Below are 25,337 nucleotides of genomic sequence, written 5' to 3'. Positions count from 1 at the left end.
ACGGCGGATCCGGCTAGCGGCCGACCAGCGTCGGCGTCGCGTGGCCCACGGGCTGCGGGAGCGTCGCGAGCGGCGAGGCGGCCGTCGCGCCGACGCCGCTGAGCACGTCGAGCGCGCGCCGCAGCCGGGTGCTCGAGGTGTGCATCGTGTACGGGAAGTACACGACCTCCACGCCCACCGCCGCGAACTCCGCCTCGAGGCGCTCGCCCTTGGGGGTGCCGCGCCAGTCGTCGCCCTTGAAGAAGACGTCGAAGCCGACCTCGCGCCAGGTGTCGAGCTTGTCGGGCAGCGTCTCCGCCCGGGCCTGGTCGACGTAGCTGATGTGGCTCACGATCTCCAGGCGCTCGGCGAGCGGCACCACGGGCGTGATGCCCTTGTTGCGCTCGAGCATCTCGTCGGAGACGACGCCCGCGATGAGGAAGTCGCACCGGCTCTTCGCGTGCTTGAGGATGTTGAGGTGGCCGACGTGGAACAGGTCGAATGCTCCAGCGGCGTAGCCGATTCGGGTCATGGCTCGTCGTTCTTCCGGGTGGACCGCGTCCGGGCGCGGGTACGCCGGGGTCGCGGGATCGGGTCGAGCCCGGTGCGGGTACGCCGGGCGGCGGTCCTCCTGCTCACGCGACGCGGGTACGTCGGCCGCCTGGGTGGGGCGGCGGGGGAGCGGGTGGGCCTGCGGTGATCTTACGGGCGACCCGGCCGAGAGCGGAAGGAGGATACCCGAACGGGGGGCAGCCACGGGATCCCGGGGTACTGGTCCCCGCACTGGCGTCGTGACCTCCTTTCGGGGGACACGGCGGGCCGTTTCTGGGTTACATTCATCGAACCCCACCTGTCTGGTGGGTTTTCATCAGCCTGTCTGACGGACCGATCCGAGCGAGGACCCGCCCGCATGCACCCCCACCCGAAGCCCACCCGAACCCTCACCCGAACCCCGAAGCACGTTGAGCCCGTCACCCGGACGCGCTCCCTCCGCCCCGCGCTCGCGATCGCCGTCGCGGTCGCCCTCGCCGTCCCGGCCGTCCTCACCGCTCCCGAGCCCGCGCACGCGGCCGGCGGACAGGACCTCGCCACCGGCGCCCCCGTCTTCTCCGACTCCTTCACCCGCAGCACGAGCGGCGGATGGGGCTCCTCGTCCGGTGCCGCGACCTACTCCCACGACGTGTCGTCCGCGTTCCGCGTGAACGGCGCGCGCGGCGTGATCGACCTCGGTCGCTCCGGCGGCGGCGCGGCCGCCACGATCCCCGCCACGGCGCCAGCCGACAGCGAGTCGACGGTGCGCGTCACCATGCCGCGCATCCCGTCCACGGGCAACGGCGTCTCGGCCGGGCTGCAGCAGCGCGTGACCGGATCGTCGTACTATCAGTCGACCGTGCGCGTGGACAGCACCGGCACGGTCTTCCTGTCGATCATCCGCGTCACCGGGTCGACGGCGACGCAGACCACCCTCGTGCCCGGCGCCGTGGTCGCCCGCGGCATCCAGCCGGGTCAGGCGATCACGCTCCAGTCGCGCGTCTCGGGCACCGGAACGGTCTCCGTGGACGCGCGGGCCTGGCTCGACGGCCAGGCGACCCCGACCTGGCAGGCGGTGACGACCGACACGAGCGGCGCCCGCCTCACCTCGGGATCCGGCGCGCGCGTCTGGTCCTACCTCTCGACCTCCTCCGGCGCCCAGGCCGTCTCGTTCGACGACCTCGCCGTCCGGCCGCTGACGGCGTCGACCGCGCCCGCAGCGCCGACGCCGACGCCCGCGCCGACGACGCCTGCTCCGGCTCCTGCTCCGGCACCGGCGCCCGCGACGGGCACGGGCGACGCCGAGCAGGCGATCCCCCTGGCCGACGCCCGCCCCGGATCGGGCTCCGCGCCCGTCGGATCGACCCGCTACGCCGTGCCGTCGAACGCGCTGTTCGTGGCGACGACCGGCTCCGACGGGGGGTCCGGCTCGCAGTCGGCTCCCTTCCGCACCATCCAGCGGGCCGTCGACGTGGCGGCCTCCGGGCGCACCATCGTCGTCCGCGGCGGCACGTACCACGAGTCCGTCGTGATGCCGAAGGGCGAGGCGCTGACGCTGCAGTCGTACCCCGGCGAGAAGGTCTGGCTCGACGGCAGCAGGAAGCTCACCGAGTGGGTCGCGTCCGGATCCGGCTGGTACGCACCCGGGTGGAACCTGTCGTTCGACACCAGCCCCACCTACACGCGCGGCGCACCCGACGGCACCGCGTCCAGCTGGTCGTTCGTCAACCCGGCGTTCCCGCTCGCGGCCCACCCCGACCAGGTCTGGTACGGGGGCACCGCCCAGAAGCAGGTCGCGACCCGGGCGCAGGTCGTCCCGGGGACGTTCTTCGTCGACAAGGCGGCCGACCGGCTGTACGTCGGATCCGACCCGCGCTCGTCCAGCGTCCGCTCGAGCGATCTCATCAGCGCTCTCCAGGTGCGCGGCGACGGCAGCACCGTGCGGGGCATCGGCATCCGCCGCTACGCCCCCTCCGTCCCGGACCAGGGCGCGGTGCAGATCCACGGCACGCGCGTCGCGTTCGAGAACGTCGCCATCACCGACATCGCGACCATCGGCCTCTCGGTCATGGCCACCGACGCCAAGCTGACCGCGGTCACGTCGGCCCGCAACGGCATGCTCGGGATGCGCGCGGTGTACGCGGACCGCCTCGTCGCGACCCGCCTGCTCGTCGCCGACAACAACCTCGAGCGCTTCAACCGGGCTCCGGTCTCGGGCGGATTCAAGATCGGCCGGTCGCGGGACATCCAGGTGCTCGACAGCGACTTCCAGCGCAACGCCGGCAACGGCCTGTGGTTCGACGAGTCCGTCTACGACATCACGCTGACGGGCAACGACGTGCTCGACAACACCGGTGCGGGCATCGTGCTGGAGCTCTCCGCCACCGCGACCGTGGCGGACAACGTCATCGCCCGCAGCGGTGAGGAGGGGCTCTGGATCGAGAACTCCGGCCACATCGGCGTCTGGAACAACACCTTCTCCGCGAACGACCGGGACATCGACATCTCGCAGGGCGACCGGATCGCGACGAACCTGTCGACCGCCGGCCACGACCCGCGCCAGAAGCTGCCGGACCCCACGGTGACCTGGGTCGTGACCGACATCACGATCTCGAACAACGTGCTCCAGGGCAGCACGGGCAACGCGCTGCTCGCCGTCGAGGACCACACGCACAAGCGGTCCGCCGCGCAGATGGGCGTCCGCACCTCGGGCAACGTCTACCAGCGCGACCAGGCGGGCAGCCCCGGCTGGGCGGTCATCTGGAGCCGCGGCGTCGGCAACCCGGCCGTCTACGGGACCCTGGCCGCGTTCCGCGACGCGACGGGCAACGACCGGACGAGCGTCGAGGTGATCGGCAGGAGGGTCCTCGGATCCGACCTGCGGATCACGGGCGAGATCGCGTCCCTGCAGTCGAGCGTCGCGGTGGGCGTCCCGTCGCTCATCGGCTCGCTCACGGGCATCGTCACGGGATCCCGCACCGTAGGGGCGACCGCCGGCTGACCCCGCGCGCTCCCGGCCGACGACGGGCCGATCCCCACCCGGGGTCGGCCCGTCGTCGCGTCGGGAGCATCCGTCCCCCGAAGGGGGAGGGGCGACGGCGCTCAGGGAGCGTTTAGCATGGCCAGCGTCACCACACGGTGTTCACCCGTCGTACCCGCGACGGTCGCCTCCCGGACAGGCCCACCCAGCCTCGTCCCCCATGGAGCGCACGCACCCGACGAGGTCTCCCCGGACCCCGTCGCACCCCGCACCACCCACCTGTAACCCGAAACGCAGGCACACACCCGATGAACCCGTCATCGGCGCTGGTCCGTACCCGACGGCCGCGCCTCCCCGCACCCGACCGACCCCACGACACCCCGCGATCGCTCGACGCGCTGCCCGGCACGCGATGAGCACCACGAGGAACCGTCCCGCGACCCGGGGCGAGCGCACCCGCGTGCGCCCGGAGCGCCGCTCCGCGCACCGCCCGATCATCGGATCCGGCGTCGCGCCCGCCGTCCCCGCCATCCCGTCCGGCCGCCGCTGGGCCCGCGACTACCGCACCCGCCTCATCGCGACCGACTGGGCGATCATCATCGCCACCGTCCTCGCCGCGCAGCTCACGCGCTTCGGCACGGGGGACGCGGCGGTCGACGCGGGCTCGATGCAGCTCGACTACGGCATCGTGTCGGTGGTCGTCGTGGCCGCGTGGATCGCCGTGCTCGGCGCCTTCCGCACCCGTGACGCCCGCATCGTGGGCGTCGGGGTCGGCGAGTACAAGCGCGTCGTCAACGCCTCGGCGATCACGTTCGGCGCGCTCGCGGTCGGCTTCCTGCTCCTCAAGGTCGACATCGCCCGCGGCTACGTCGTGCTCGCCTTCCCGCTCGGCGTCGTCGCGCTGCTGGTGGCCCGGTGGAGTTGGCGCCGGTGGCTCATCCGCCGCCGCGTGCAGGGCGCGCACCTCTCCCGCGTGGTGGTCGTCGGCAGCCGGGCCGACGTCGAGGACGTCGCCGCGCAGATCCTGCTGCGGCCCGCCTCGGGCTACACCGTCGTGGGCGTCGCGATCGACGAGCACCTCGAGGGCCTCGAGGTCGCCGGGCGCACGATCCCCGTCGTCTCCGACCTCGGATCCGTCGCCGCGGCCGCCGCCCGCACCGCCGCCGACGCCGTCATCGTCGCGAGCCAGCCGCGCGCCGGCAGCAACGCCGTCCGCACGCTCGGCTGGGAGCTCGAGGGCTCGTCGATCGAGCTGGTGCTCGCGTCGCGCCTCACCGACGTCGCCGGCCCGCGCATCCACTTCCGCCCCGTCGAGGGCCTGCCGCTCATCCACGTGGAGATCCCGCAGTTCGAGGGCGGCAAGCACGTGATGAAGCGGGCCCTCGACATCGCGGTCTCCGGCCTCGCGCTCGTGGTCCTCGCGCCCGTGATGCTCGTCATCGCGGTCGTCGTCCGCCTCGACAGCCCGGGCGGCGCCCTCTTCCGCCAGGAGCGCGTCGGCAAGGCCGGCGAGGAGTTCCACATGCTCAAGTTCCGCTCGATGCGGGTCACCGCCGAGGCGGAGCTGGCGGCGCTGGCGGCGGCCAACGAGGGATCCGGCCCGCTGTTCAAGATGCGGAAGGACCCGCGCGTCACCCGCGTGGGCGCCGTGCTCCGCCGCTACTCGCTCGACGAGCTGCCGCAGCTGTGGAACATCCTCGTCGGCGACATGAGCCTCGTGGGCCCGCGTCCGCCGCTGCGCACCGAGGTGCAGGGCTACGAGAGCCACGTGCACCGCCGTCTGTTCATCAAGCCCGGCCTCACGGGCATGTGGCAGGTGAACGGCCGGAGCGACCTGAGCTGGGACGAGAGCGTCCGGCTCGACCTGTACTACGTCGAGAACTGGTCCCTGACCGGCGACGTCATGATCATGTGGCGCACCTTCCGGGTGCTCACCCGACCCGTAGGGGCTTACTGAAATGTCTGTCATCGAACCGCGTCGTCTCCGCATCGCCATGGTCGGCACCCGGGGGGTCCCCGCCGCGTACGGCGGATTCGAGACCGCCATCGAGGAGATCGGGCAGCGCCTCGCCGCCCGGGGCCACGACGTCACCGTCTACTGCCGCTCCACGAACCGCTCCCGTCCGCGCACCCACCTCGGGATGACGCTCGTGCACCTGCCCGCGCTCAAGACCAAGTCGATCGAGACGCTCAGCCACACGGCGCTGTCCGCGATCCACCTGGCCTTCGGCAAGCGCCAGGACGCGGCCTTCGTGTTCAACGCCGCCAACGCGCCGTTCGTCCCCCTCATCCGCTCGCGCGGCACGGCCACGGCCGTGCACGTGGACGGCCTCGAGTGGAAGCGCGGCAAGTGGGGCCGCATGGGCAAGAAGTACTACCGCGTGGCCGAGCAGATGGCCGTGAAGGACGCCGACGCGCTCATCTCGGACGCCCAGGGCATCGCCGACTACTACGACCACGAGTTCGGGATCCCCACGGAGCTCCTCACCTACGGCGCCAACATCCTGCGCGACCCCGCCAGCGACCGCCTCGCCGAGCTCGGCCTCGAGCCCGGCCAGTACCACCTCGTCGTCGCACGCTTCGAGCCGGAGAACCACGTCGACGTCATCGTCGACGGGTACACCGCCTCGGGCGCGACCCTGCCGCTCGTCGTCGTCGGATCGGCGCCGTACTCCGCCGCGTACACCGACCGCATCGAGCAGGTCGCCTCGGCCGACCCGCGGATCCAGCGCCTCGGCGGGGTCTGGGACCAGGAGCAGCTCGACCAGCTCTACGCCCACGCCCTCACCTACCTGCACGGCCACTCGGTGGGCGGCACGAACCCGTCGCTGCTGCGCGCCATGGGCGCCGCGACCGCGACGCTCGCGAACGACAACGTCTTCAACCGCGACGTGCTCGGCGAGGACGGCCGCTTCTGGTCGGACGCCGCCGGCGTCGCCGCGCTCGTCGAGGGCGCCGAGGCGAACGCCGCCGAGGCCGCCGCGATCGGCCGCCGCCTGCAGGAGCGCGCCGAGGAGACCTACGACTGGGACGCCATCGCCGACGGCTACGAGGAGCTCGCCGCCCGCATGGTGCGCGGCTACTCCACGCGCGGCATGAGCCGCGGCGTCCGCTCGGCCACCCGCTGGGAGCCGGAGCTGCGCCCCGCCGACGCCGGCCGCACCTCCTTCCTCCTCGAGGAGAGCCGATGAGCGCGGCGACCGCCGCGACGGATCCGCGCGCGGAGTCGTACCTCGACGTCGTGCGCCGCCTGGCATCCGCGCAGAAGAAGGCGGCCCGCGGGGCGCCCGCGTACTCGATCCGCGTCAACCGCCCGGCCGGCCGGCTGCTCGCCGCGTGGGCGTACCGCGCGGGCCTGACCCCGAACCAGGTGACCGCGATCAGCGCGGCCTTCACGTTCACGGGGATCGCGCTCGTCGCCCTCGTCGAGCCCGCCGCCTGGCTCGGCATCGCCGTGTGGCTGCTGCTCGCGGTGGGTTACGCGTTCGACTCGGCCGACGGCCAGGTCGCGCGCCTCCGCGGCGGCGGCTCGCTCTCGGGCGAGTGGCTCGACCACGTCGTCGACTGCATCAAGATCTCGTCGCTGCACCTCGCGGTGCTCGTGTCCATGTTCCGCTGGCCCGCCACGGACTCCGACGCGTGGCTCCTCGTGCCCGTCGTCTACGCGATCGTGGCCGCCGCGAGCTTCTTCGCGATGATCCTCAACGACCAGCTCAAGCGCGTGCACCAGGTCGCCGGCGGCCCCGCGCCCGAGGCCGGCCGCTCGACGCTGCTGCGCTCGCTGCTCGTGATCCCCACCGACTACGGCTTCCTCTGCATCGTGTTCGCGCTGCTCGGGGCCCCGGTCGTGTTCCTCGCCGTCTACGCGCTGATGATGCTCGCGAACGCCGGCCACCTCGCGCTCGCGTCGGTCAAGTGGTTCCGCGACATGGGCGCGCTCGACGCGCGCCGTGCCGAGGCCGCGACGGTACCCGTCGCATCCGCCCGGGTCAGCGCGTGACCGCGTTCGCCGGCACCGAGCGCGCGCTCGCGCAGGCCGACGAGGAGGGCGCGGACCTCCGCGGCCGCACGATCCTCGTCGCGCACCCGAGCGCCGAGCTCTACGGATCCGACCGCGTGCTGCTCGAGAGCGTCGCGGGGCTCGTGTCCGCGGGTGCCCGCACGATCGTGACCCTGCCGTCCGACGGCCCGCTCGTCGACGCGCTCACGGGCGTCGGCGCGGTCGTGCACCACGCGCCCACGCCCGTGCTGCGGAAGTCCATGCTGCGCCCGCGCGGCTTCGCGGCCCTCGTCGGCCAGTCCGTCCGCGGCCTGTCGGCGGGGCTCGGCCTCGTGCGCCGCACGCGCCCGGACGCCGTCTACGTCAACACCGTGACGATCCCGCTCTGGATCCTCGTGGGCCGCCTCACCGGCCGCCCGGTCCTCGCCCACGTGCACGAGGCGGAGGGATCCGCGTCCCGCGCCGTCGGCACGGCGCTCGCCCTGCCGCTCGCGCTCGCCACGAGCGTCGTCGCGAACAGCCGCTACAGCGTCGAGGTCCTCGGCCGCGCCCTCCCGCGGGTCGCGCGCCGGGCCGTGGTCGTGCACAACGGCGTGCCCGGCCCCGCGGACGTCGTGCCGGCGCGCGCGGTGCTCGACGGCGGGCTGCGCGTCCTCTACGTGGGACGCCTCTCCGACCGCAAGGGCGTGGACGTCGCCGTCGAGGCCATCGTCGAGCTCCGCGACCGCGGGGTCGCCGCGACCCTCGACATCGTGGGCGCCGTCTTCCCCGGCTACGAGGCCTACGAGGAGCACCTGCGCACGACGATCCGCGTGCTCGACCTCGCGGACCGCGTCACGATGCACGGCTTCCACGCCGACGTCGCCCCGTTCGTGGCCGCCGCCGACGCGTGCGTCGTCCCCTCCCGGGTGGACGAGCCGTTCGGCAACACGGCCGTCGAGGCCCTGCTCGCCGCGCGGCCCGTGGTCGTCAGCGACACCTCCGGCCTCCGCGAGGCCGCGGGCGGCTACGAGTCGGCGCGCATGGTGCCGCCCTCGGATCCCGCCGCCCTCGCGGACGCCCTCCAGGACATCGCGACGGACTGGGACGTCTACCGCGCCCGGGCCGCCCGCGACCGCTTCCGCGCCGAGCACCGGCACGGACCCGAGCTCTACCGGCAGCGCATCGCGCGGTCGGTGGGCACGATGCTGACGCCCGCGAGGCGCATCGGCAGCCCCCGACCGGCCAGCTCCCGCTGACCACCGGCACCCTCCGCCCCCGCTCCACCCCACCCGAAGCAAGGACGAAATGAGCATCCTCTCCTCCGCGGGACGTCGCCTGGCCGCGATGACCGCGGCCGCCGCGGTCATCCTGTCCGCGGTCGTCATCGCGCAGCCCGCGATGGCGGACTCCGCGCCCGTCGACCCGACGGACCCGAAGACGCCCGCCACGGTCACGGCCGACCCGCTGCCCACGACCCAGATCGACGGCGTCGCCTGGTCGCAGGTCGTCGTCGGCAACACGGTCTACGTGGCCGGCAGGTTCCAGAACGCGCGCCCCGCGGGCGCCGCGGCCGGCACGAACCTCACGCCGCGCAGCAACCTGCTCGCGTACGACATCCGCACGGGCGCGCTCATCACCACGTTCGCGCCGAAGCTCAACGCGCAGGCGCTCTCGGTGACGGCGTCGCCCGACGGCTCCCGGATCTACGTGGTCGGCGACTTCACGGACATCGACGGCCAGGGCTACTACCGCGCCGCGGCGTTCAGCACCGCGACCGGGAAGATCATCCCCACATTCCGCCCCATCATGGGCAGCCAGACCCGCACGGTGAGCGCCTCCAACGACACCGTGTACCTCGGCGGCACGTTCCGCAGCGTCAACGGCGCCGCTCGGAACCACCTCGCCGCGGTGTCCGCCGCGACCGGCCAGAACACGGCGTTCGCGGCGGATGCGGACACCGTCGTGGACGCGCTCACCCTCACCAAGGACGCATCCAAGCTGGTCGTCGGCGGCCGCTTCACGCAGCTGAGCGGCGTCGCCACCTACGGCCTCGGCGCGGTCGACCCGGTCTCGGGCGCCTCGCTGCCATGGGCCGCGAACCAGCAGGTGCGCAACGCCGGCGTGGAGTCCTCGATCACGAGCCTCTACGCCACAGGCGACCGGGTCTACGGATCCGGCTACACGTTCGGCGACGGCGGCAACCTCGAGGGCGCGTTCTCCGCGGACCCGAACACGGGCGTCGTGAACTGGGTCGAGGACTGCCACGGCGACAGCTACTCCGTCTTCGCGACCGAGACGGTCGCGTACGTGGCCGGCCACCCGCACTACTGCGGCAACATCGGCGGCTTCCCGCAGACCGACCCGTGGACCTTCCAGCACAGCATCGCCTTCTCGAAGGCCGCGACCGGCTCGGCCACGGCCGACCCGTACGGGTACCACAACTGGGCCGGCACGCCGTCCCCGTCGCTCCTGAACTGGTTCCCGAAGTACGTCACGGGATCCTTCACGGGCCAGGGCCAGGCGGCCTGGAGCGTCAACGGCAACGAGGACTACGTCGTCGTCGGCGGCGAGTTCCCCTACGTGAACACCACCGCGCAGCAGGGCCTCGTGCGCTACGCGACCGCCAAGGCCGCGCCGAACAAGATCGGCCCGAACGGCAACGACCAGCTCGTGCCGAAGACCGTCTCGTACACGAAGGGCGAGGCGCGCGTCGCCTGGCAGGCCACGTTCGACCGCGACTCGACGCGCCTCACCTACAAGGTGATTCGCGACGGCAAGACGGCGACGCCCGTGTACCAGGTGACGCAGGACTCCACGTTCTGGCAGCGCCCCTCGATGGGCTTCATCGACAAGGGCCTCGTGCCCGGCAGCTCCCACACCTACAAGGTCGTGGTCACGGACGGCAACGGCAACGCGGTCGACCGCAACAGCGCGCCCGTCGTGATCGCCGACCAGTCCGGCAGCGACGCGTACGCCACGAGCGTGAAGGACGACGGCGCGACCGCGTACTACCCGCTCGACGAGAAGGACGGCACCGCCGGCCTCGACCACGTCGCGTTCGAGGACCTCCGGGTCGACGACGCGACCCGCGGCGCGACCGGTCCCCTCGACGGCGCGACGGCGACGACGTTCTCCGGCCGGGAGGGCTCCTTCGCGGTCACGCCCCAGGCGGCGGTCTCGCCGAACACCTTCAGCGTGGAGTCGTGGGTCAAGACGACCTCGACCTCGGGCGGCAAGGTCGTCGGCTACGGCAACAACAGCACCGGCACATCCGGCAACTACGACCGCATGGTCTACCTGGACAACGACGGCCGGATCTTCTTCGGCGTCTACACCGGGGCGACCCAGACGATCAGCTCCGCCCCCGGCTTCAACGACGGGAACTGGCACCAGATCGTCGCCACGATGGGCTCCGCCGGCATGACGCTGTTCGTCGACGGCAAGCTCGTCGGCCAGCGCGCCGACATCACGGCCGGGCAGGACTTCACCGGCTTCTGGCGCATCGGCGGCGACAACCTCGGCGGCTGGCCCAACCAGCCGGCGAGCGCCTACCTCGCGGGTGACATCGCCCAGGTGTCGATCTACCCGACCGCCCTCACGCGCGCCGACGTGGTCGACCACCTGGTCGCCTCCGGCCGCACCTCGCCCATCCCGCCGGCGCCCTCGGACGCCTACGGCAAGGCGGTCCACGCGGCCGACCCGTCGTTCTTCTGGCGCCTCGACGACGCGCAGGGATCGACGACCGTGAAGGACGCCGGCCAGAACGACGTCCCCGGCAACGTGGGCCGCAACGTGTCCTTCGAGCAGGCGGGCGCCCTCGCGGGCACCGACGGCAGGAGCGCGTCGTTCGACGACAGCATCATGGTGAGCTCGCAGCGGGTGCAGAACCCGCAGCGGTACACCGTCGAGGCGTGGTTCCAGACGACCACGACCCGCGGCGGCAAGATCATCGGCTTCGGCGACAACGCGGATCCGTTCAACTTCTCCGGCAGCTACGACCGCCACGTCTACATGCAGGACGACGGACGCCTGCAGTTCGGCATCTGGACCGGCCAGACCAACCTGGCCACCTCGCCGAAGGCGTACAACGACGGACAGTGGCACCACATGGCCGCCTCGCAGGGCGCCGACGGCCTGAAGCTCTACGTCGACGGCGACCTCGTCGGCCAGAACGGCGCCACCCAGGCGCAGGGCTACGACGGCTACTGGCGCATCGGCGGGGACAACACCTGGGGCTCGGCGAGCGGGACCCTCCAGGGCCGCCTCGACGAGGTCGCGGTGTACCCGACGGCGCTCGCGGCCGACACGATCGCGACGCACTTCGCGCTCGGGACCACCGGCCGCGTGCCGAACCAGGCCCCGAAGGCCGCGTTCACGCAGCAGGCCGGGTTCCTCGACGCGTCGTTCGACGCCACCGGATCCACGGACGCCGACGGCACGATCACGGGCTACGCCTGGGACTTCGGCGACGGCGTCCAGGCGTCCGGCCAGACGCAGGCGCACGCCTACGCCGCGGCCGGCACCTACACGGTGACGCTCACGGTGACCGACGACCGCGGCACCACGAACCGCACGCAGCAGGACGTCACGGTGAAGGCGGCGCCCGCGAACATCGCGCCGAACGCCGTCGTGACGGCCAGCGCGACGGACCTCGTCGCGAAGCTCGACGGATCCGCCTCCGCGGACGCCGACGGCACGGTCGCCTCCTACGCGTGGGACTTCGGCGACGGCAGCACGGGCACCGGCCCGACGCCGACGCACGCCTACGCCGCGGGCGGCACCTACACGGTGACGCTGACGGTCACGGACGACAAGGGCCTCACGGGCACCGCGTCCACGCAGGTGACGGTCGTGGCGCCCCCGGTCAACCGGGAGCCCACGGCGGTCATCGCGTCGACCACGACCGACCTGGTCGCGAACCTCGACGGCCGCGCCTCCTCCGACCCGGACGGCACGATCGCGTCCTACGCGTGGGAGTTCGGCGACGGCACGACCGGCACCGGCCCGTCCATCGCCCACCCGTACGCGAAGGCCGGCACGTACACGGTCGCGCTGACGGTGACGGACGACGACGGCGCGACCGCTCGCACGACCGCGAGCGTCACGGTCACCGCGCCGCCCGTGAACCAGGCGCCCGTCGCCGCGTTCACGAGCACCGTGGCGAACCTCGTCGCCTCGCTCGACGCCTCGACGTCGAGCGATCCCGACGGCTCCGTGGCCTCCTGGTCCTGGGCCTTCGGCGACGGGACCACCGGCACGGGCCGCACCACGACCCACGCCTACCCGGCCGCCGGCACCTACGCGGTGTCGCTGACGGTGACGGACGACAAGGGCCTCGCCACGACGACCACCTCGCAGGTGGCCGTCCAGGCGCCCGCGTCGAACGTGATCGCCCAGGACTCGTTCGGCCGCACGGTCGCGCAGGGCTGGGGCACGGCGGACCTCGGCGGCGCCTGGCGCGTCACCGGCAGCCCGAGCATCGTCAAGGTGCAGGACGGCACGGGGCAGGTCGTCTCGCCGAAGGGCGAGACCCGCACGATGAGCCTCGACGCGGTGTCCACCACGTCGTCGGACGTCAGCGCGACCTTCTCGCTCGACTCCGTCCCCACGGGCGGCGGCTCCTACACCCGGGTCGTCTCGCGACAGGTCGGCTCCACCTCCTACCAGACGCAGGTCTGGGTCAAGGCGACCGGGCAGATCCAGCTGGTGCAGTCGGAGGGCTCGTCGAACCCGGCGTCCTACGTGCTGCCCGGCACGACCTACAAGGCCGGCCAGCAGCTCCGCGTCCGCGTCCTGACGACCGGCACCTCGCCGACCACCGTCAAGGCCAAGGTGTGGGTCGCCGGCCAGGCCGAGCCCGCCGCGTGGCAGACGAGCATCACCAGCTCGACGGCCGCGCTGCAGGCCGCCGGCTCCGTCGGGATCCAGACCTACCTCTCCGGGTCGGCCACGGCTCCCGTCACGACGCGCATCGACGACCTGGTCGTCGCCCGCGACGGCCAGGCGCCCGCGCCGGTGCCGGCGAACCAGGCCCCGACGGCGGCGTTCACGTCGACGGCCAAGGACCTGACGGCGTCGTTCGACGGATCCACCTCCGCGGACGCGGACGGCACGGTCGCCTCGTACGCCTGGGCGTTCGGGGACGGCACCACGGGCACGGGCAAGACCGTGGACCACGCCTACGCGAAGGCCGGCACGTACGCGGTCTCGCTCACGGTGACGGACGACAAGGGCCTCGCGTCGGCGAAGAAGGACGGCACGGTCACGGTGACCGCGCCGGTCGTCGCGCCGACGAACCAGGCCCCGACGGCGGCGTTCACGTCGACGACCAAGGACCTGGCGGCCTCGTTCGACGGATCCACCTCCGCCGACGCGGACGGCACGGTCGCGTCCTACGCCTGGGCGTTCGGGGACGGCACCACCGGCACCGGCAAGACCGTGGACCACGCCTACGCGAAGGCCGGCACGTACGCGGTCGCGCTCACGGTGACGGACGACAAGGGCCTCGCGTCGGCGAAGAAGGACGGGACCGTCACGGTGACGGCCCCGGTCGTCACGCCGCCCGCCGCGGGGATCCTCGCGCAGGACTCCTTCGCCCGCACGGCCGCCAACGGCTGGGGCACGGCGGAGACCGGCGGCGCCTGGCGCATCACCGGCAACGCGTCGATCCTCTCCGTGCGGGACGGGCAGGCGCAGGTCGCGAGCCCGGCCGGCGAGACCCGCACCGCGAGCCTCGACGCCGTCAGCACCACCGCCTCGGACGCCCAGGTGAGCTTCGCGCTCGACCGGCTGCCCACGGGCGGCGGCGCGTACGTGCGGGTCAACTCGCGCCAGGTCGGCACGGCCGCGTACCAGACGCAGGTCTGGGTGCGGTCGACCGGCCAGGTCATGATCGTGCAGTCGGAGAACGGGACCAACCTCAAGTCGGTCGTCGTGCCGAACATCACGTACGCGGCCGGGCAGCAGCTCCGCGTCCGCGTGCAGGTCACGGGCACGTCGCCCACCACGATGAACGCGAAGGTCTGGCCCGTCGGGCAGGCCGAGCCGACGGCGTGGCAGTCGACGACGACCGGGTCCCTCGCCGCCCTGCAGACCGCGGGCACGTTCGGGATCCAGACCTACCTGTCGAGCTCGGCGACCGCACCCGTCGTCACGCGGCACGACGACCTGCTGGTCACGGACGCGACGGCCCGCTGACCCGGGCCCGTCGGCCGGCTGCCGGCTGCGGGCGGGGCCTCCTCGGAGGACCCGCCCGCAGCACGGCGCAGCACCACCGCACGACCGCATGACCCGGACGGGGGGCTCGTCCGGGAGGCCCGGCGCCTCGCGCGCTGGGGATAATCGACGAGGGCGACGCGCCCGGGACGCACACGAGGGGGACACGCGATGCCGCACGCGCACGCGCACACGCACGCCCGCTCTGCCGACGCCTCCCTCCGGTGCCGCGCATGAGCGCGCTCCTCGCGGGCGACGGCGTCGAGCGCCTGCTCCTCGCCGGCGTCGCGCTCCTCGCCGGGATCCTGCTCCTCTTCCTGCTGCGCCGGATGCCGCGTCTCGCCGTGGCCCTGTGGCTCGCCTCCCTCTGCCTCGCGCCCATCTGGGCCGGCGTCTCCGTGGCCGGCTACTACCTGCCGCCCGCGACGCTGATGGCGCTCGTGGTGATCGTCGCCGCTCTGCCCGTGGCGGGCTTCCGCGTCTCGCCGCTCGACCTCGTCGTCGTCCTGACGGCGGCCGCCGGGGTGGCCGGGGTGCTGGTGGGCGGGGGAGCGGGCGTCGCGGTCCCGGCGCTGGTCACGTTCCTGACCTACGCCCTCGGCGGCTACCTCCTCGGCAGGCTCGTCGTCCACCGGGTCGGGACGGCGCACCTGCACGCGGCCGTCGCCGTCGCGTCCACGGTGATCGCGGCGCTCGCCATCGTCGAGTTCGCGCTCACCTGGAACCCCTTCGTCCTGATCCCGGGCAGCGGCAGCCTCCGGGAGACGTGGGCGACCCTGCAGATCCGCGGCGGGGTCGTCCGGGCCGAGGGCGCGTTCGGCCACTCCATCGCCCTCGGCTGCAGCCTCGCCATCGCGATCCCGCTGACCCTCGCCGCGCGCTTCCCCCTCCCGGTGCGGCTCGCGATGACGACGGTGCTCCTGCTCGGCACGGTGGTCACCTTCAGCCGCGTCGGGATGCTCACCGCGCTCCTCGGCCTCGTGCTGTCGATCGTCTTCCTCCGCGACGCGATCCCGCTCCGCGTGCGCGTCGCCGTCTCCGTCGGGGTCGTCGCCGTGGTCGCGACCGTCGCGCCGTTCGTGCAGACCGTCTTCGAGGACGCCGGCACGGAGGCCACGAACAGCTCCGACTACCGGGGCGACCTCTACACGCTCATCCCGGGCATGCGGATCATCGGGCCCGCGGCCAGCGCCCAGCGCCTCACCGACGGGCGCGTGTTCTACGGCGACTTCCGCTCCATCGACAGCCAGCTGATCCTCACGGGCCTCACCTCCGGGCTCCTGGTCGCCGGCGCCGCACTCGTCGCCCTGGCCGTCGGCGTCGGGCTCGTGCTCCGGGGACGCGCCACCCCGGCGACCATCGCGCTCGTGGCGCAGATCCCGGCGCTCGCCACGGTCGCCCTCATCACGCAGTACGCGACGCTCGTGTGGTTCCTCGCGGGGGTCGCGGCGACCAGCCAGATCCTCCGCCGCGACGCCGCCCCCGCCCCTCCTCCCGATCCCGACGCGGCCCCAACAGGCCCCGACGACCGCCCCGATCCCGCCCGCACCACCGCCCTCGCGCCTCTACCCGAGAGAACCCCCACACGATGACGCTCCACGAGTCCACCGCCCTGCTCCGCCGCTACTGGTACGTCGTCGTCGCCGCGATGCTCGCGGGAGGCGCGGTCGCCTTCGGCCTCTCGCAGCTCGCGACGCCCGTGTTCACCGCGCAGTCGCGGCTGTACTTCTCGCTGAGCAGCGGATCCAGCGCGAGCGACCTCAACCAGGGCGCCACCTACACGCAGAGCCAGATGCTGTCCTTCGGCGAGCTGGCGGAGTCGCCCGCGGTGCTCGAGCCCGTGATCGCGCGCCTCGGCCTCGACAGCACGCCGCAGGAGCTCGCGCGCGCCGTCACCGTGACGACGCCGCAGAACACCGTGATCATGGAGATCAGCGTGACCGAGCCGTCGCCGGCGCAGGCCGCCGACATCGCCAACGCCGTGGCCGCGAGCCTGCGCGACACCGCCGAGTCCTACGCGCCGAAGGGGGCGGAGGGCTCGCCCACGGTCTCGGTGCGCGTGATCCAGGAGGCACCGGAGCCCCTGTCCCAGTCGGCCCCGAACGGCCGCACCAACACGCTCGCGGGCCTCATCCTCGGCCTGCTGGCGGGGCTCCTCGGCCTCGCCCTGGTGCGCCTGCTCGACACGCGCGTCCGCTCCGCCGAGACCGTGGCGCACCTCACGACCGCGCCGCTGCTCGGCTCGCTCGAGCGCGAGCGCGGCGTGACCGGCCTCGCGATGGCGGTCCGCCCGCTCTCGACCGCGGCCGAGGGCTTCCGCCAGCTGAAGGCGAACCTCCGCTTCGTGCTCCTCGGCGACCGGGCGTCCAGCATCGTCGTGACGTCGTCGATCCCCGGCGAGGGCAAGTCCACGGTCGCCGCGAACCTCGCGCTGTCGCTCAGCGAGGGCGGGCGCCGCGTGCTCCTCGTCGACGCCGACCTCCGCCGGCCCGTCGTGGCGCAGTACCTCGGCCTCGTCGGCGACGCGGGCCTCACCACCGTGCTCGTCGGGCAGGCCCTGCTGGAGGAGGTCGTGCAGCCGTGGGGCGACGGCACCCTCGAGGTGCTGACGTCCGGCGAGATCCCGCCGAACCCGAGCGAGCTGCTCGCCTCCGCGCGCATGGAGGAGCTCGTCGCCCGGGCCCGCGCGACCTACGACGTGATCGTGATCGACACCGCCCCGCTCATCGCGGTGGCCGACGCCGCGTTCGTGGCGCGCATGACGGACGGCGCGATCGTCGTCGCCGACCAGACGCGCGTCCACCGCGGCCAGCTCTCCGAGGCGCTCGACGCGGTCGAGAAGTCGGGCGGATCCGTGCTGGGCGTCGTGCTCAACAAGGTGCGTCCCACGAAGGACAAGCGCGCGTACTACCGGGCGGAGACGCAGCAGGCGGGGCGCGCGGCGCGCGGGGCGGGGAAGGCGCACGTCGCGGGGTGACGCACGGGGAGGCGACGAGCGCGGCGATGCAGATCGACCACTTCGAGCCTCGCAGGTGGGCGTGGCGGCACTGCGCCGCCGCCTGGACCGGTGACGGCCGCGAGCAGCGCGCGACCGACTTCGACGACCTCCGGGCCGTCGATGGGCCGACGAACGAGGCGAAGTGGGACCAGGGGCCGATGACGTGGCTTCCGCCGCCGGCCATGAATGCCTGTAAGTCACCCGCTTCGAGTACGTGCTGAACACGTGCGCGCTCTCGCTCGGCGACGCCGATCAGGCCGCGATCGACCGCGCCTCACTACCTGCGGCTGAGGATGAGCCTGTGGTCTCTTGTCCAGCTGCCTGCCGGGGTTATGGGATGACGACCACCGTCCTCCGGCGGGCCTGCCCCCTTCAGGCTTACGCGAATGACGGATCTGCCGTGAGGTCGGTAGAGCCCCGGAACCTATGCCCGAGCACCGGTCTCGCTCGGCGGCGCCACCTAAGGCGTCAGGTGCGGTGCGGCGAGTTCCTGTTCGAAGCGATCGAGGCGCCAAGCCGCGACGGAGGCAAAGGCCTGTCGCATGAGCGCCAGCAGGACGCCGTGGTGCTCGAAGGTATGGGTAACGCGAATCTCGTCCTCCGATAGCCGGGAGATATCCCACGTGCCGGACTCCGATGCTCCTGGCGCCGTCAGCCGGTACGTCATGCGGTCGATACTGACCTCCTCGTACACGACTGTCGCTCGGACGAGGCCGCGAATGAGCGTCGCGTATGGTCGCCCGACTGTTGCGACGTGGTCAGCGGGTTCGAGCGGGCCGAGCGCCGGGTTCCACGCATCGAGAAGCCGTGCGTCTTGCAGCACACGTAAGGCGGCATCCGGCGTCCCGGTGACGATACGAGATGACCGGTAGATCACGTGAGTACCTCGAGACGCGTGGCAGCACGATCTGCACCGATGAATTCGAGATAGTGGATGAGGTCGCGTTCGATCTGGCTTCGGGACACGGTGGGAGCGACGACTGCAAAGGTGACGTGCCCTCCCCGTGCGAGGGGGTCGAACGGGTCTTCCGTATCGAGGGACACAGGCGGACGTAGCAATGCCGGTCGACTGGCCCAGTAGGTCCGCTGTTCGGCGAGGAACGCTTCTCCCCGGGCCCGCAGGTCTGCTGGGAGCCAGTCGAAGTGATCTACCTGGAACTGGACCGGTTCGTCTGCTGCCGACGGCTCGTGTACATGAGAGGGCAACTCGCTGGCGAGGGCATCCGTGACGATGGGACGGCCGTCACTGATGACCAGGAGACAGCCGCCGTTCTCGCGGTGGGCGTCGATGAGCTGCGTCTCGGCGGCATTGGGCCATGTCTCGAGTAGGGCCCAGCCGGTGTCTGTGCGGCGCCACTGGATCCTTGAGTGGTCGTCGAACACGACGGCGACGTTCCCGTGAATGATGAGGCTACGTTCGCGATTGGGGACTGTCATAGTGATGCTCCTGTTGCTGGTGAGACTGTGGGCTCTCGGGTTCAGCCGGCGTCGGTGAGGCGTTTGCGTGCGCGTTCAATCCGGGCGATCTCGCGACCCTGAGGTGCTGGGTTTGAGGCAACGATGGCGGTCAATGTGCTGAAGGCCTGGTCGTGATCGCCTAGTGCCATATACGCGTCAGCGAGCCCTGTGAGGGCGCGGGTGTTGACCGAAGTGGACGCCGCTGCGCTCCGTTTGAAGGCCAGGACGGCGCGATCCGGCCGTGCGCCGAGAGCGCGAGGCATGTTGAGGTGCCACCGGCCGAGGAGGTAGTTCGCGTCTCGATGTTCCGGATCAGTGCGCAGCACCGCCTCGACGGTACGGCGGACGGCCAACGCTGGTGCGATCCGCGCGGGAAGAGGAAGTTGCAGAAGACGCAGGCCGACGAGACGCGCTCTCTGGGCAGCGATGTGGTGCGGGTTGGACTCCATGGGCGAGAGAAGCGAACCCAGTAGGCGCAGGCTTCGGGAGTCCTGCGCGGACAAGCGGCCGTCGTCGTCGAGCGCCGAAGTGATGCGTCGCTCGAGGGCTTCGCCGGCAGCTTCTGCGGCTACCAACGACGGTCCGCGATGTGCCTCCTCCTCCGCTCGGCCGACGAGGTCGAGGATGGCGCTTCGCGCTCCGGCCGCCATCGCGTCTGCCGCCGCCTTCTTACCGGCGGTGCGGTCGATCTCGATGGGTGCACCGAAGGCAATGCTGACTCGTCCCTCGCGGCAGAACCAGCGGCGTCCCTTGGGGAGGACGGTCTCCGCCCCGTAGATACCGACCGGGATGACCGGGACGCCAGCCGACAGCGCAAAGCGAAACGCTCCGTGACGGAACGGGAGCAGGTCCTGCCCGGTGTTTCTCGTACCTTCGGGGTAGACGCAGAGGGCATCTCCGCCGCGGAGGATGCGCTGCACAGTGCGCAGCGTGTCCGGTGATGGGGTGTCCCTATCGACAGGTATGCCGTACCAGGCTTCTGTCCAGATCCGCCCGATGGTGTGTTCGAATGTCTCTCGCTTGGTGAGGAACCACATCGGGCGCGTGCGCACGGCAGCAGAGACGATCATCATCAGTATGTGATCGAAGTAGCTCCTGTGGTTTGGCACCAGGACGAACGGCCCATCCGCCGGGACGTGATGCAGGCCTTCCACGGAGACGAGGTGCCTACGCACGCGGCTTGCGAGGAACGCCCGGGATACGCCGCGGACTGCCGTCTCGACCGCCACCTCAGGCGACCTGGGAGGCGAGATAGCCGCGCAGGAGCTCGATGCTGGTCATGACCAGCTGGTGCTGCTCGGCGAACGTGCGCAGGTCGTCGCGTCGCAGCATCTCGCCGTCTTCGCCGATGATCTCGACGATGACTCCTGCGGGTCGGCAGCCGGCCGCGCGAGCAAGATCCACCGACGCCTCGGTGTGACCAACACGCTCGAGAACGCCGCCGTCACGGGCGATCAGAGGGAAGACATGCCCGGGACGCTGAAGGTCGGTCGCGCCGCCGGTCATGGCCACGGAGATCGTCTTCGCGCGCTCTGCGGCCGAGATCCCTGTCGTGACCCCGTGCGCGAGCGTCGCGTCGATGCTGACGGTGAACGCGGTCCCCATGTGGTCCTCGTTGTAGCGGACCATCGGGGGGAGTTCGAGCTCGGCGGCGCGGCCGCGCGTCAGCGTCAGGCAGACAAGCCCTCGACCGTGGGTGATCATGAAGTTGATGGCGGCAGGCGTCACATGATCAGCGGCGATGATGAGATCGCCCTCGTTCTCGCGGTCCTCGTCGTCGACCACGACGACGATCTCCCCACGTGCGATCGCCGCGATGGCGAGCTCGGCGGGTGCGAGCAGGGGAGTGGATGTGGTGGCTGCGGTGTCGGTTGTCAACGTCATGTCTCGGGCTCCTCGTTGTGACGTGCTGGTCCCATGGACGCGTCCCCCGTTTAGGTGACGCCGCAACTAGTGCGACAGCAACTGGTGTGATGACGCCGAAAGTATGCCCTCAAGTCGGCTCGGTCAAGTGGACATCGTGGAAATTTCCCCAACTAGGAAACATGGCACGCGTGTTGTAGCATGTAGATCCGTGATACAACATGTATGACGATGCACGAGACATTACGACCACACAGAGGACGCCATGAGACGAGTACTTGCCCTATCCACCCGGTTCCCCCGGGCGGTCATCGCCGCCTGGGTGATTCTGTTCGTAATCGGGGGAATCTTGGCGCTCCGTCTGGATGCAGCCCTGTCAGGGGGCGGCTTCTCCAACCCACGCGCCGAAGCGCTCATGACGCAGCAGGTAGTCCAGGACAGGTTCGGCGAGTCCCCGAACCAGCTGGTCATCGTCCTCGACGGCGAGGGCGCGCTCTCGGACGCTGCGATCTCCGACACGGCAGCAGTCCTCGAGGAGGAGGGCGCAGACAGCGTCCTCACTCCGGCTACCAACACGGAGCTGATCTCCTCCGACGGTCGCACGGCCGCGCTCATCGCCGGCTTCGATGGAAGCGGAACGGCGGTCCAGAACCTCGTGCCAGATCTCCAGGCACGCATGAGCGACTCGGGCCTGGCTGAGAACATCTACGTGACGGGCCAACCGGCCCTGGACTTCCAGCTCAACGCACACTCGAAGGCCGACGCGCTACGGGCTGAGCTGATCGTTGCTCCGCTGCTGATCATCGTGCTGCTGCTCGTGTTCCGGTCCGTCATCGCCGCACTGCTCCCGCTCCTTGTCGCGGGATCATCGCTAGTCATCAGCCTTGGCATCGGATACGTTGCCACGCAGTTCACTGAGGTCTCGAACCTGTACACGAACATCGTGTCGATGATCGGCCTCGCAGTCGCAGTCGACTACTCGTTGTTCATCATCAAGCGCTTCCGCGAAGAGCTCGACGCTGGTAAGACGACAACACAGGCCGTACAGATCGCCATGGCCACCGCAGGGCACTCGGTGCTGTTCAGCGGCATCGCAGTCGTACTCGCCTTGGCAGCGCTCCTGATTCCCCGGGTCATGGCTCTCACCAGCATCGCGCTCGGCGGCATCGTCGTCTCGATCGTCGCACTCTTCATCACCATGGTGGTACTGCCCGCTGCGCTCACGCTCCTGGGAGCACGCATCAACCGCCTGCAGGTCCCGTTCCTCAAGAACGCCTCATCCAGCACCGTGAAGTCGACGGAGACCACGAAGATCCGACGCCCGGGGCTTGTGGGTGTCGCTGGGGTAGTCGTCCTCGCGGCCTGCGCCATCCCCGTCAGCGGCCTCTCTCTCCAGTCACCCGTTGCAAGCGCCACAGTCCTCCCCGCATCCGACCCCGCCAGGCAGGGCCTCGAAACGCTGGAGCAGCGGGTAGGTCAGGAAGACCTCTTCCCCGTCGACGTCGTACTGACAATGCCCAAGACCACGTCGACCGCCGACGCCATCACCGACGTCGATCGCGCCAGCTCTTGGCTGACCGACCGAGCCGGTGTCGACAGCGTCACCTCCATCAGCACCATCGGGCTACCTCCTGAGCAGCTCACTGCCGCGCTGGCCCAGCCTGCGCTCCCTGAGGATCTTCGTCAGCTCTGGAGCACTGACGGCGACACGATTACGGCACGTCTCCTGACCATCACGACCGATGGCCCGGACTCCGTGAGCGCCCACGAACTTGTCGCTGACATTCGCTCCAACCTGCCGACTGCACTCGACTCCAACGTCGACGTGGCAGTGACAGGAGCGACGGCCCAGGGCTACGACTTCGACACCACGCTGGTCCAGAGCATCCCACTCATCCTCGGGCTCGTGATCCTGCTCACGTTCATCATGCTGGCCTTCGCATGGCGTTCCGCGATCCTGCCCGCGCTAGCGCTGCTGTTCAACTTGCTCGTCGTCGGAGCGAGCGTCGGCGCGCTCACGCTGATTCAGCAGGCGACGTCAGACGATCCGCTCAACTCCGTCACCCCCATCCTGCTGTTCGCGGTGATGTTCGGACTGAGCATGGACTACATGGTGATCATCATGTCCCGCATGCGAGAGCTCTACCGATCGGGGATGCCATACGAGCAGGCAGTGCTGGCCGGCGCTCACCGCACCAGGAGCATGATCAACAGCGCCGCGATCATCATGATCGCCGTGTTCCTGTCCTTCATGACCGCACAAATCAGCATCGTCCGTGAGATCGGCATTGGCCTGGCCATCGCTGTCGCGCTCGACGCGGTCGTCATCCGCATGATCGTCATGCCGAGCGTGCTCCGAGCGATCGGTCCACGAGCCTTCGGCACCAAGCGGGCGTCGGCTGCACCGCCGGCATCGGCCACCACCGCAGCCTCGGGCAGCCCCGCCGAAGCAGTACGACCGAACGACGATCTGGTCGGCGTCTAGCAGACAACGGCCTCACACGCTCAGGGGGCCCACGCCATTGACGACGTAGGCCCCCTCAGCGCACGAACTGCCAAGATAAGGTGCGGTAGCACGCAACCGCACCCCCGTAACGACTGGATCACGACGTGACCTCACTAGTAAAGCCGACTCACACCTCAGCACCATCGCTCGCACAATACGAATTGCGTTATCTCGTCCTCGCCGCGCAACGAGAAGGCAACCGCGCTCTCAACAGAGACCTCAGCGACCTCGGCCTGACCGCCTCGCAGTTCGAGATCATCCTCGTCTTGTCGAAGTACGGTCCCATCACCCTCCGAGAACTCGGAGAACTGATCGTCTGCGAGACAGCGAGTCCTAGCCGTATCGTCGACACTCTCGTCCGAAGAGGACTCGTCGAACGCTCCGTCGACGCCAAGGACCGCCGTGCCGTGGCGTTGTCCCTTACCAACGAGGGACAGGATCTCGTTCCACGCCTCCTAGAGATCGACCGTGCATTCGACGACGGAGCAATGAAGATGTTCAAGGCCAGCGACGTTCAGGGGCTCGTCAACGCCTTACGCGGCTACCTCGCGGGGACCGAGAGTGGAGCCGTCCTCGACCGACGGTTCGCCGAGTCGCGCACTCGACTTCCCTGACGACGCAGTCACACCGTCGCGATGCGGAACCGCTCTACGAGCCGAGTACTCCGCCCCGGATACGTAAACGAAGTCGGGCCTCCGCTCGATACCCGGCTCGCTGGCGCACAACTGATGGGCCTCTCCGACGAGTCGTTGAGGTCGGAGCCATGTCGGGTGGCGGTGTGAGCGCTGCGCTCGTCGAAAGACACTCTCCGATTTTCGGGCGTTCTCATGCTGTGCCCGGTGACCCAAAAGATCTCCAAGGCGTCCATGACGAGTTGGGCGTCGCGTCTGCTCAGCTCGGGGGAGAGACCGGCGAACTCCATCCAGTGCTCGGACGTCCATCCGTCCTCGAGGACGCGGGCGCGCTCTAGCTGATCGTCACTTGACCCGATGCCGTCGAGTACTCGGCCCATACCCGGGCAACACGGTGGCGAGGATATGGCGGAGAAGTGCCATTGTGCGGCGCTCCTTCACGATCGGCGACTCCGGATGGCCGCGTCGCCCCTACTGGAACACGACCACCGGCGACCCGGCGTCGCGCGCCACGACCACGCTGATCGCGTCGGCGGACGCGGCCGGCACGCTGTACACGTAGTCGCCGGTGGCGGAGGCGCCGGGCTCGAGCGAGCCGCGGATCACGGTGTCGGAGTCGGCGGGCGTGGCGGGCGTGCGGGCGGCGCCGTAGAAGACGTTCACGGTCACGGCGTCGACCGCGACGGCCTCGCCCGTGACGTTCACGAGCTCGAGCCGCACGTCGACTGCGTCGCCGCTCAGCTCGCCCACGCGACCGCCGTCCGTGGTGGTCGGGGTGACCGCGACGATGCGCGCCTGGATCGACCCGGGGAACGTCGCGGTCTCGTCGAGGCCGACCGTGGTCGCGACCTCCTGGCCGAGCGCGCGCGTGTCGCCGTCCGGGAGCGGGGCGGGGGCCTCGGTGGCGCCCGCGGTGGGGGCGACCTCCGACCAGTCCTTGGTGTCGGCGGCGGCCGCGGGCGCGTCGGATCCGGATCCGTTCACCACGACCGTGCCGACCACGGCGGCGACGGTCAAGACGGAGGCGGCGCCGATCACGGCGACGGTGGTGCGGCGGCTACGACGGCGCTCGCGGCGCGGGCGCAGGTCGGACGGGGTGCTCTCGGGTGCGGGCATGGCCTTCTTCGCTCGTCGGGTACGGCGGAAGACGGGCCCGACGACCAGGGCGGGTCGGCGGCGCGGGGCGGGCGGGC

General features: G+C 71.0%; 16 protein-coding genes. 10 read left to right on the top strand and 6 right to left on the bottom strand.

Features of this window, described 5'->3' with window-relative positions:
- Positions 1–13: 13 nt before the first annotated feature.
- Positions 14–511 carry an FAD synthase family protein gene (locus tag ACMT9T_RS06220; RefSeq protein ID WP_414744723.1) on the bottom strand — a complete coding sequence of 166 codons (498 nt, stop codon included), beginning with the start codon at positions 509–511 and terminating at the stop codon, positions 14–16.
- A 378-nt stretch (positions 512–889) separates the two neighbouring features.
- Between ACMT9T_RS06220 and ACMT9T_RS06215 the strand changes: the two genes are divergently transcribed.
- The 8 genes from ACMT9T_RS06215 (at position 890) to ACMT9T_RS06180 (ending at position 17,664) form a co-directional block, all read left to right on the top strand.
- Entirely contained in the window at positions 890–3,511 is a 2,622-nt protein-coding gene (locus ACMT9T_RS06215) for a right-handed parallel beta-helix repeat-containing protein (protein ID WP_414744722.1), read from the top strand.
- 391 nt (positions 3,512–3,902) lie between these two features.
- A complete protein-coding gene (locus ACMT9T_RS06210) occupies positions 3,903–5,447 on the top strand; it encodes a sugar transferase (protein ID WP_414744721.1) in 1,545 nt (514 codons plus the stop codon).
- Between the two features lies 1 nt (position 5,448).
- Positions 5,449–6,681 carry a DUF1972 domain-containing protein gene (locus tag ACMT9T_RS06205; RefSeq protein WP_414744720.1) on the top strand — a complete coding sequence of 411 codons (1,233 nt, stop codon included), beginning with the start codon at positions 5,449–5,451 and terminating at the stop codon, positions 6,679–6,681.
- Positions 6,678–7,490: a CDP-alcohol phosphatidyltransferase family protein gene (locus ACMT9T_RS06200; RefSeq protein ID WP_414744719.1), complete on the top strand. Its 813-nt coding sequence runs from the start codon at positions 6,678–6,680 to the stop codon at positions 7,488–7,490. The genes ACMT9T_RS06205 and ACMT9T_RS06200 overlap by 4 nt, the downstream gene beginning before the upstream one ends.
- Positions 7,487–8,728 (top strand): glycosyltransferase family 4 protein, encoded by a 1,242-nt coding sequence (locus ACMT9T_RS06195; protein ID WP_414744718.1) that lies wholly within the window; start codon positions 7,487–7,489, stop codon positions 8,726–8,728. The genes ACMT9T_RS06200 and ACMT9T_RS06195 overlap by 4 nt, the downstream gene beginning before the upstream one ends.
- Positions 8,729–8,777: 49 nt before the next feature.
- Positions 8,778–14,669, top strand: a complete 5,892-nt coding sequence (locus ACMT9T_RS06190; protein WP_414744717.1) for a PKD domain-containing protein — start codon at positions 8,778–8,780, stop codon at positions 14,667–14,669.
- Positions 14,670–14,920: 251 nt separating this feature from the next.
- Positions 14,921–16,279 carry a hypothetical protein gene (locus ACMT9T_RS06185; RefSeq protein ID WP_414744716.1) on the top strand — a complete coding sequence of 453 codons (1,359 nt, stop codon included), beginning with the start codon at positions 14,921–14,923 and terminating at the stop codon, positions 16,277–16,279.
- Positions 16,276–17,664: a tyrosine-protein kinase domain-containing protein gene (locus ACMT9T_RS06180; RefSeq protein ID WP_414744715.1), complete on the top strand. Its 1,389-nt coding sequence runs from the start codon at positions 16,276–16,278 to the stop codon at positions 17,662–17,664. Before ACMT9T_RS06185 ends, ACMT9T_RS06180 begins: the two co-directional genes overlap by 4 nt.
- Positions 17,665–18,145: 481 nt before the next feature.
- Here ACMT9T_RS06180 and ACMT9T_RS06175 read toward each other — a convergent pair whose 3' ends face one another.
- The 4 genes from ACMT9T_RS06175 to ribB form a co-directional block, all read right to left on the bottom strand.
- The gene (locus tag ACMT9T_RS06175) at positions 18,146–18,562 is read right to left on the bottom strand and encodes an SRPBCC family protein (protein WP_414744714.1); all 417 of its coding nucleotides are present in this window, start codon (positions 18,560–18,562) and stop codon (positions 18,146–18,148) included.
- On the bottom strand, positions 18,559–19,122 hold the full coding sequence (locus ACMT9T_RS06170) for a hypothetical protein (RefSeq protein WP_414744713.1): 564 nt from the start codon (positions 19,120–19,122) through the stop codon (positions 18,559–18,561). The genes ACMT9T_RS06175 and ACMT9T_RS06170 overlap by 4 nt, the downstream gene beginning before the upstream one ends.
- Before the next feature lie 41 nt (positions 19,123–19,163).
- Positions 19,164–20,297: a 1-acyl-sn-glycerol-3-phosphate acyltransferase gene (locus ACMT9T_RS06165; RefSeq protein WP_414744712.1), complete on the bottom strand. Its 1,134-nt coding sequence runs from the start codon at positions 20,295–20,297 to the stop codon at positions 19,164–19,166.
- Between the two features lie 76 nt (positions 20,298–20,373).
- Positions 20,374–21,027: a 3,4-dihydroxy-2-butanone-4-phosphate synthase gene (gene ribB / locus ACMT9T_RS06160; protein WP_414744711.1), complete on the bottom strand. Its 654-nt coding sequence runs from the start codon at positions 21,025–21,027 to the stop codon at positions 20,374–20,376.
- A 244-nt stretch (positions 21,028–21,271) separates the two neighbouring features.
- On the opposite strand from ribB, the gene ACMT9T_RS06155 reads away from it, so the two are divergent.
- Both ACMT9T_RS06155 and ACMT9T_RS06150 read left to right on the top strand, forming a co-directional pair.
- Complete coding sequence (locus tag ACMT9T_RS06155) at positions 21,272–23,491, top strand: MMPL family transporter (RefSeq protein WP_414744710.1); 2,220 nt, start codon at positions 21,272–21,274, stop codon at positions 23,489–23,491.
- Positions 23,492–23,673: 182 nt separating this feature from the next.
- Entirely contained in the window at positions 23,674–24,126 is a 453-nt protein-coding gene (locus ACMT9T_RS06150) for a MarR family winged helix-turn-helix transcriptional regulator (protein ID WP_414744709.1), read from the top strand.
- 489 nt (positions 24,127–24,615) lie between these two features.
- Here the strand turns inward: ACMT9T_RS06150 and ACMT9T_RS06145 are convergent, their stop codons facing one another.
- Positions 24,616–25,260 carry a hypothetical protein gene (locus ACMT9T_RS06145; protein WP_414744708.1) on the bottom strand — a complete coding sequence of 215 codons (645 nt, stop codon included), beginning with the start codon at positions 25,258–25,260 and terminating at the stop codon, positions 24,616–24,618.
- Positions 25,261–25,337 lie beyond the last annotated feature (77 nt).

The sequence above is a fragment of the Clavibacter vidaverae genome, from assembly GCF_047529985.1.
In the GTDB taxonomy this organism is placed as follows: domain Bacteria; phylum Actinomycetota; class Actinomycetes; order Actinomycetales; family Microbacteriaceae; genus Clavibacter; species Clavibacter nebraskensis_A.
The sequence above is the reverse complement of the archived record's forward strand: the minus strand, read 5'-3'. Positions and strand labels throughout refer to the sequence as shown.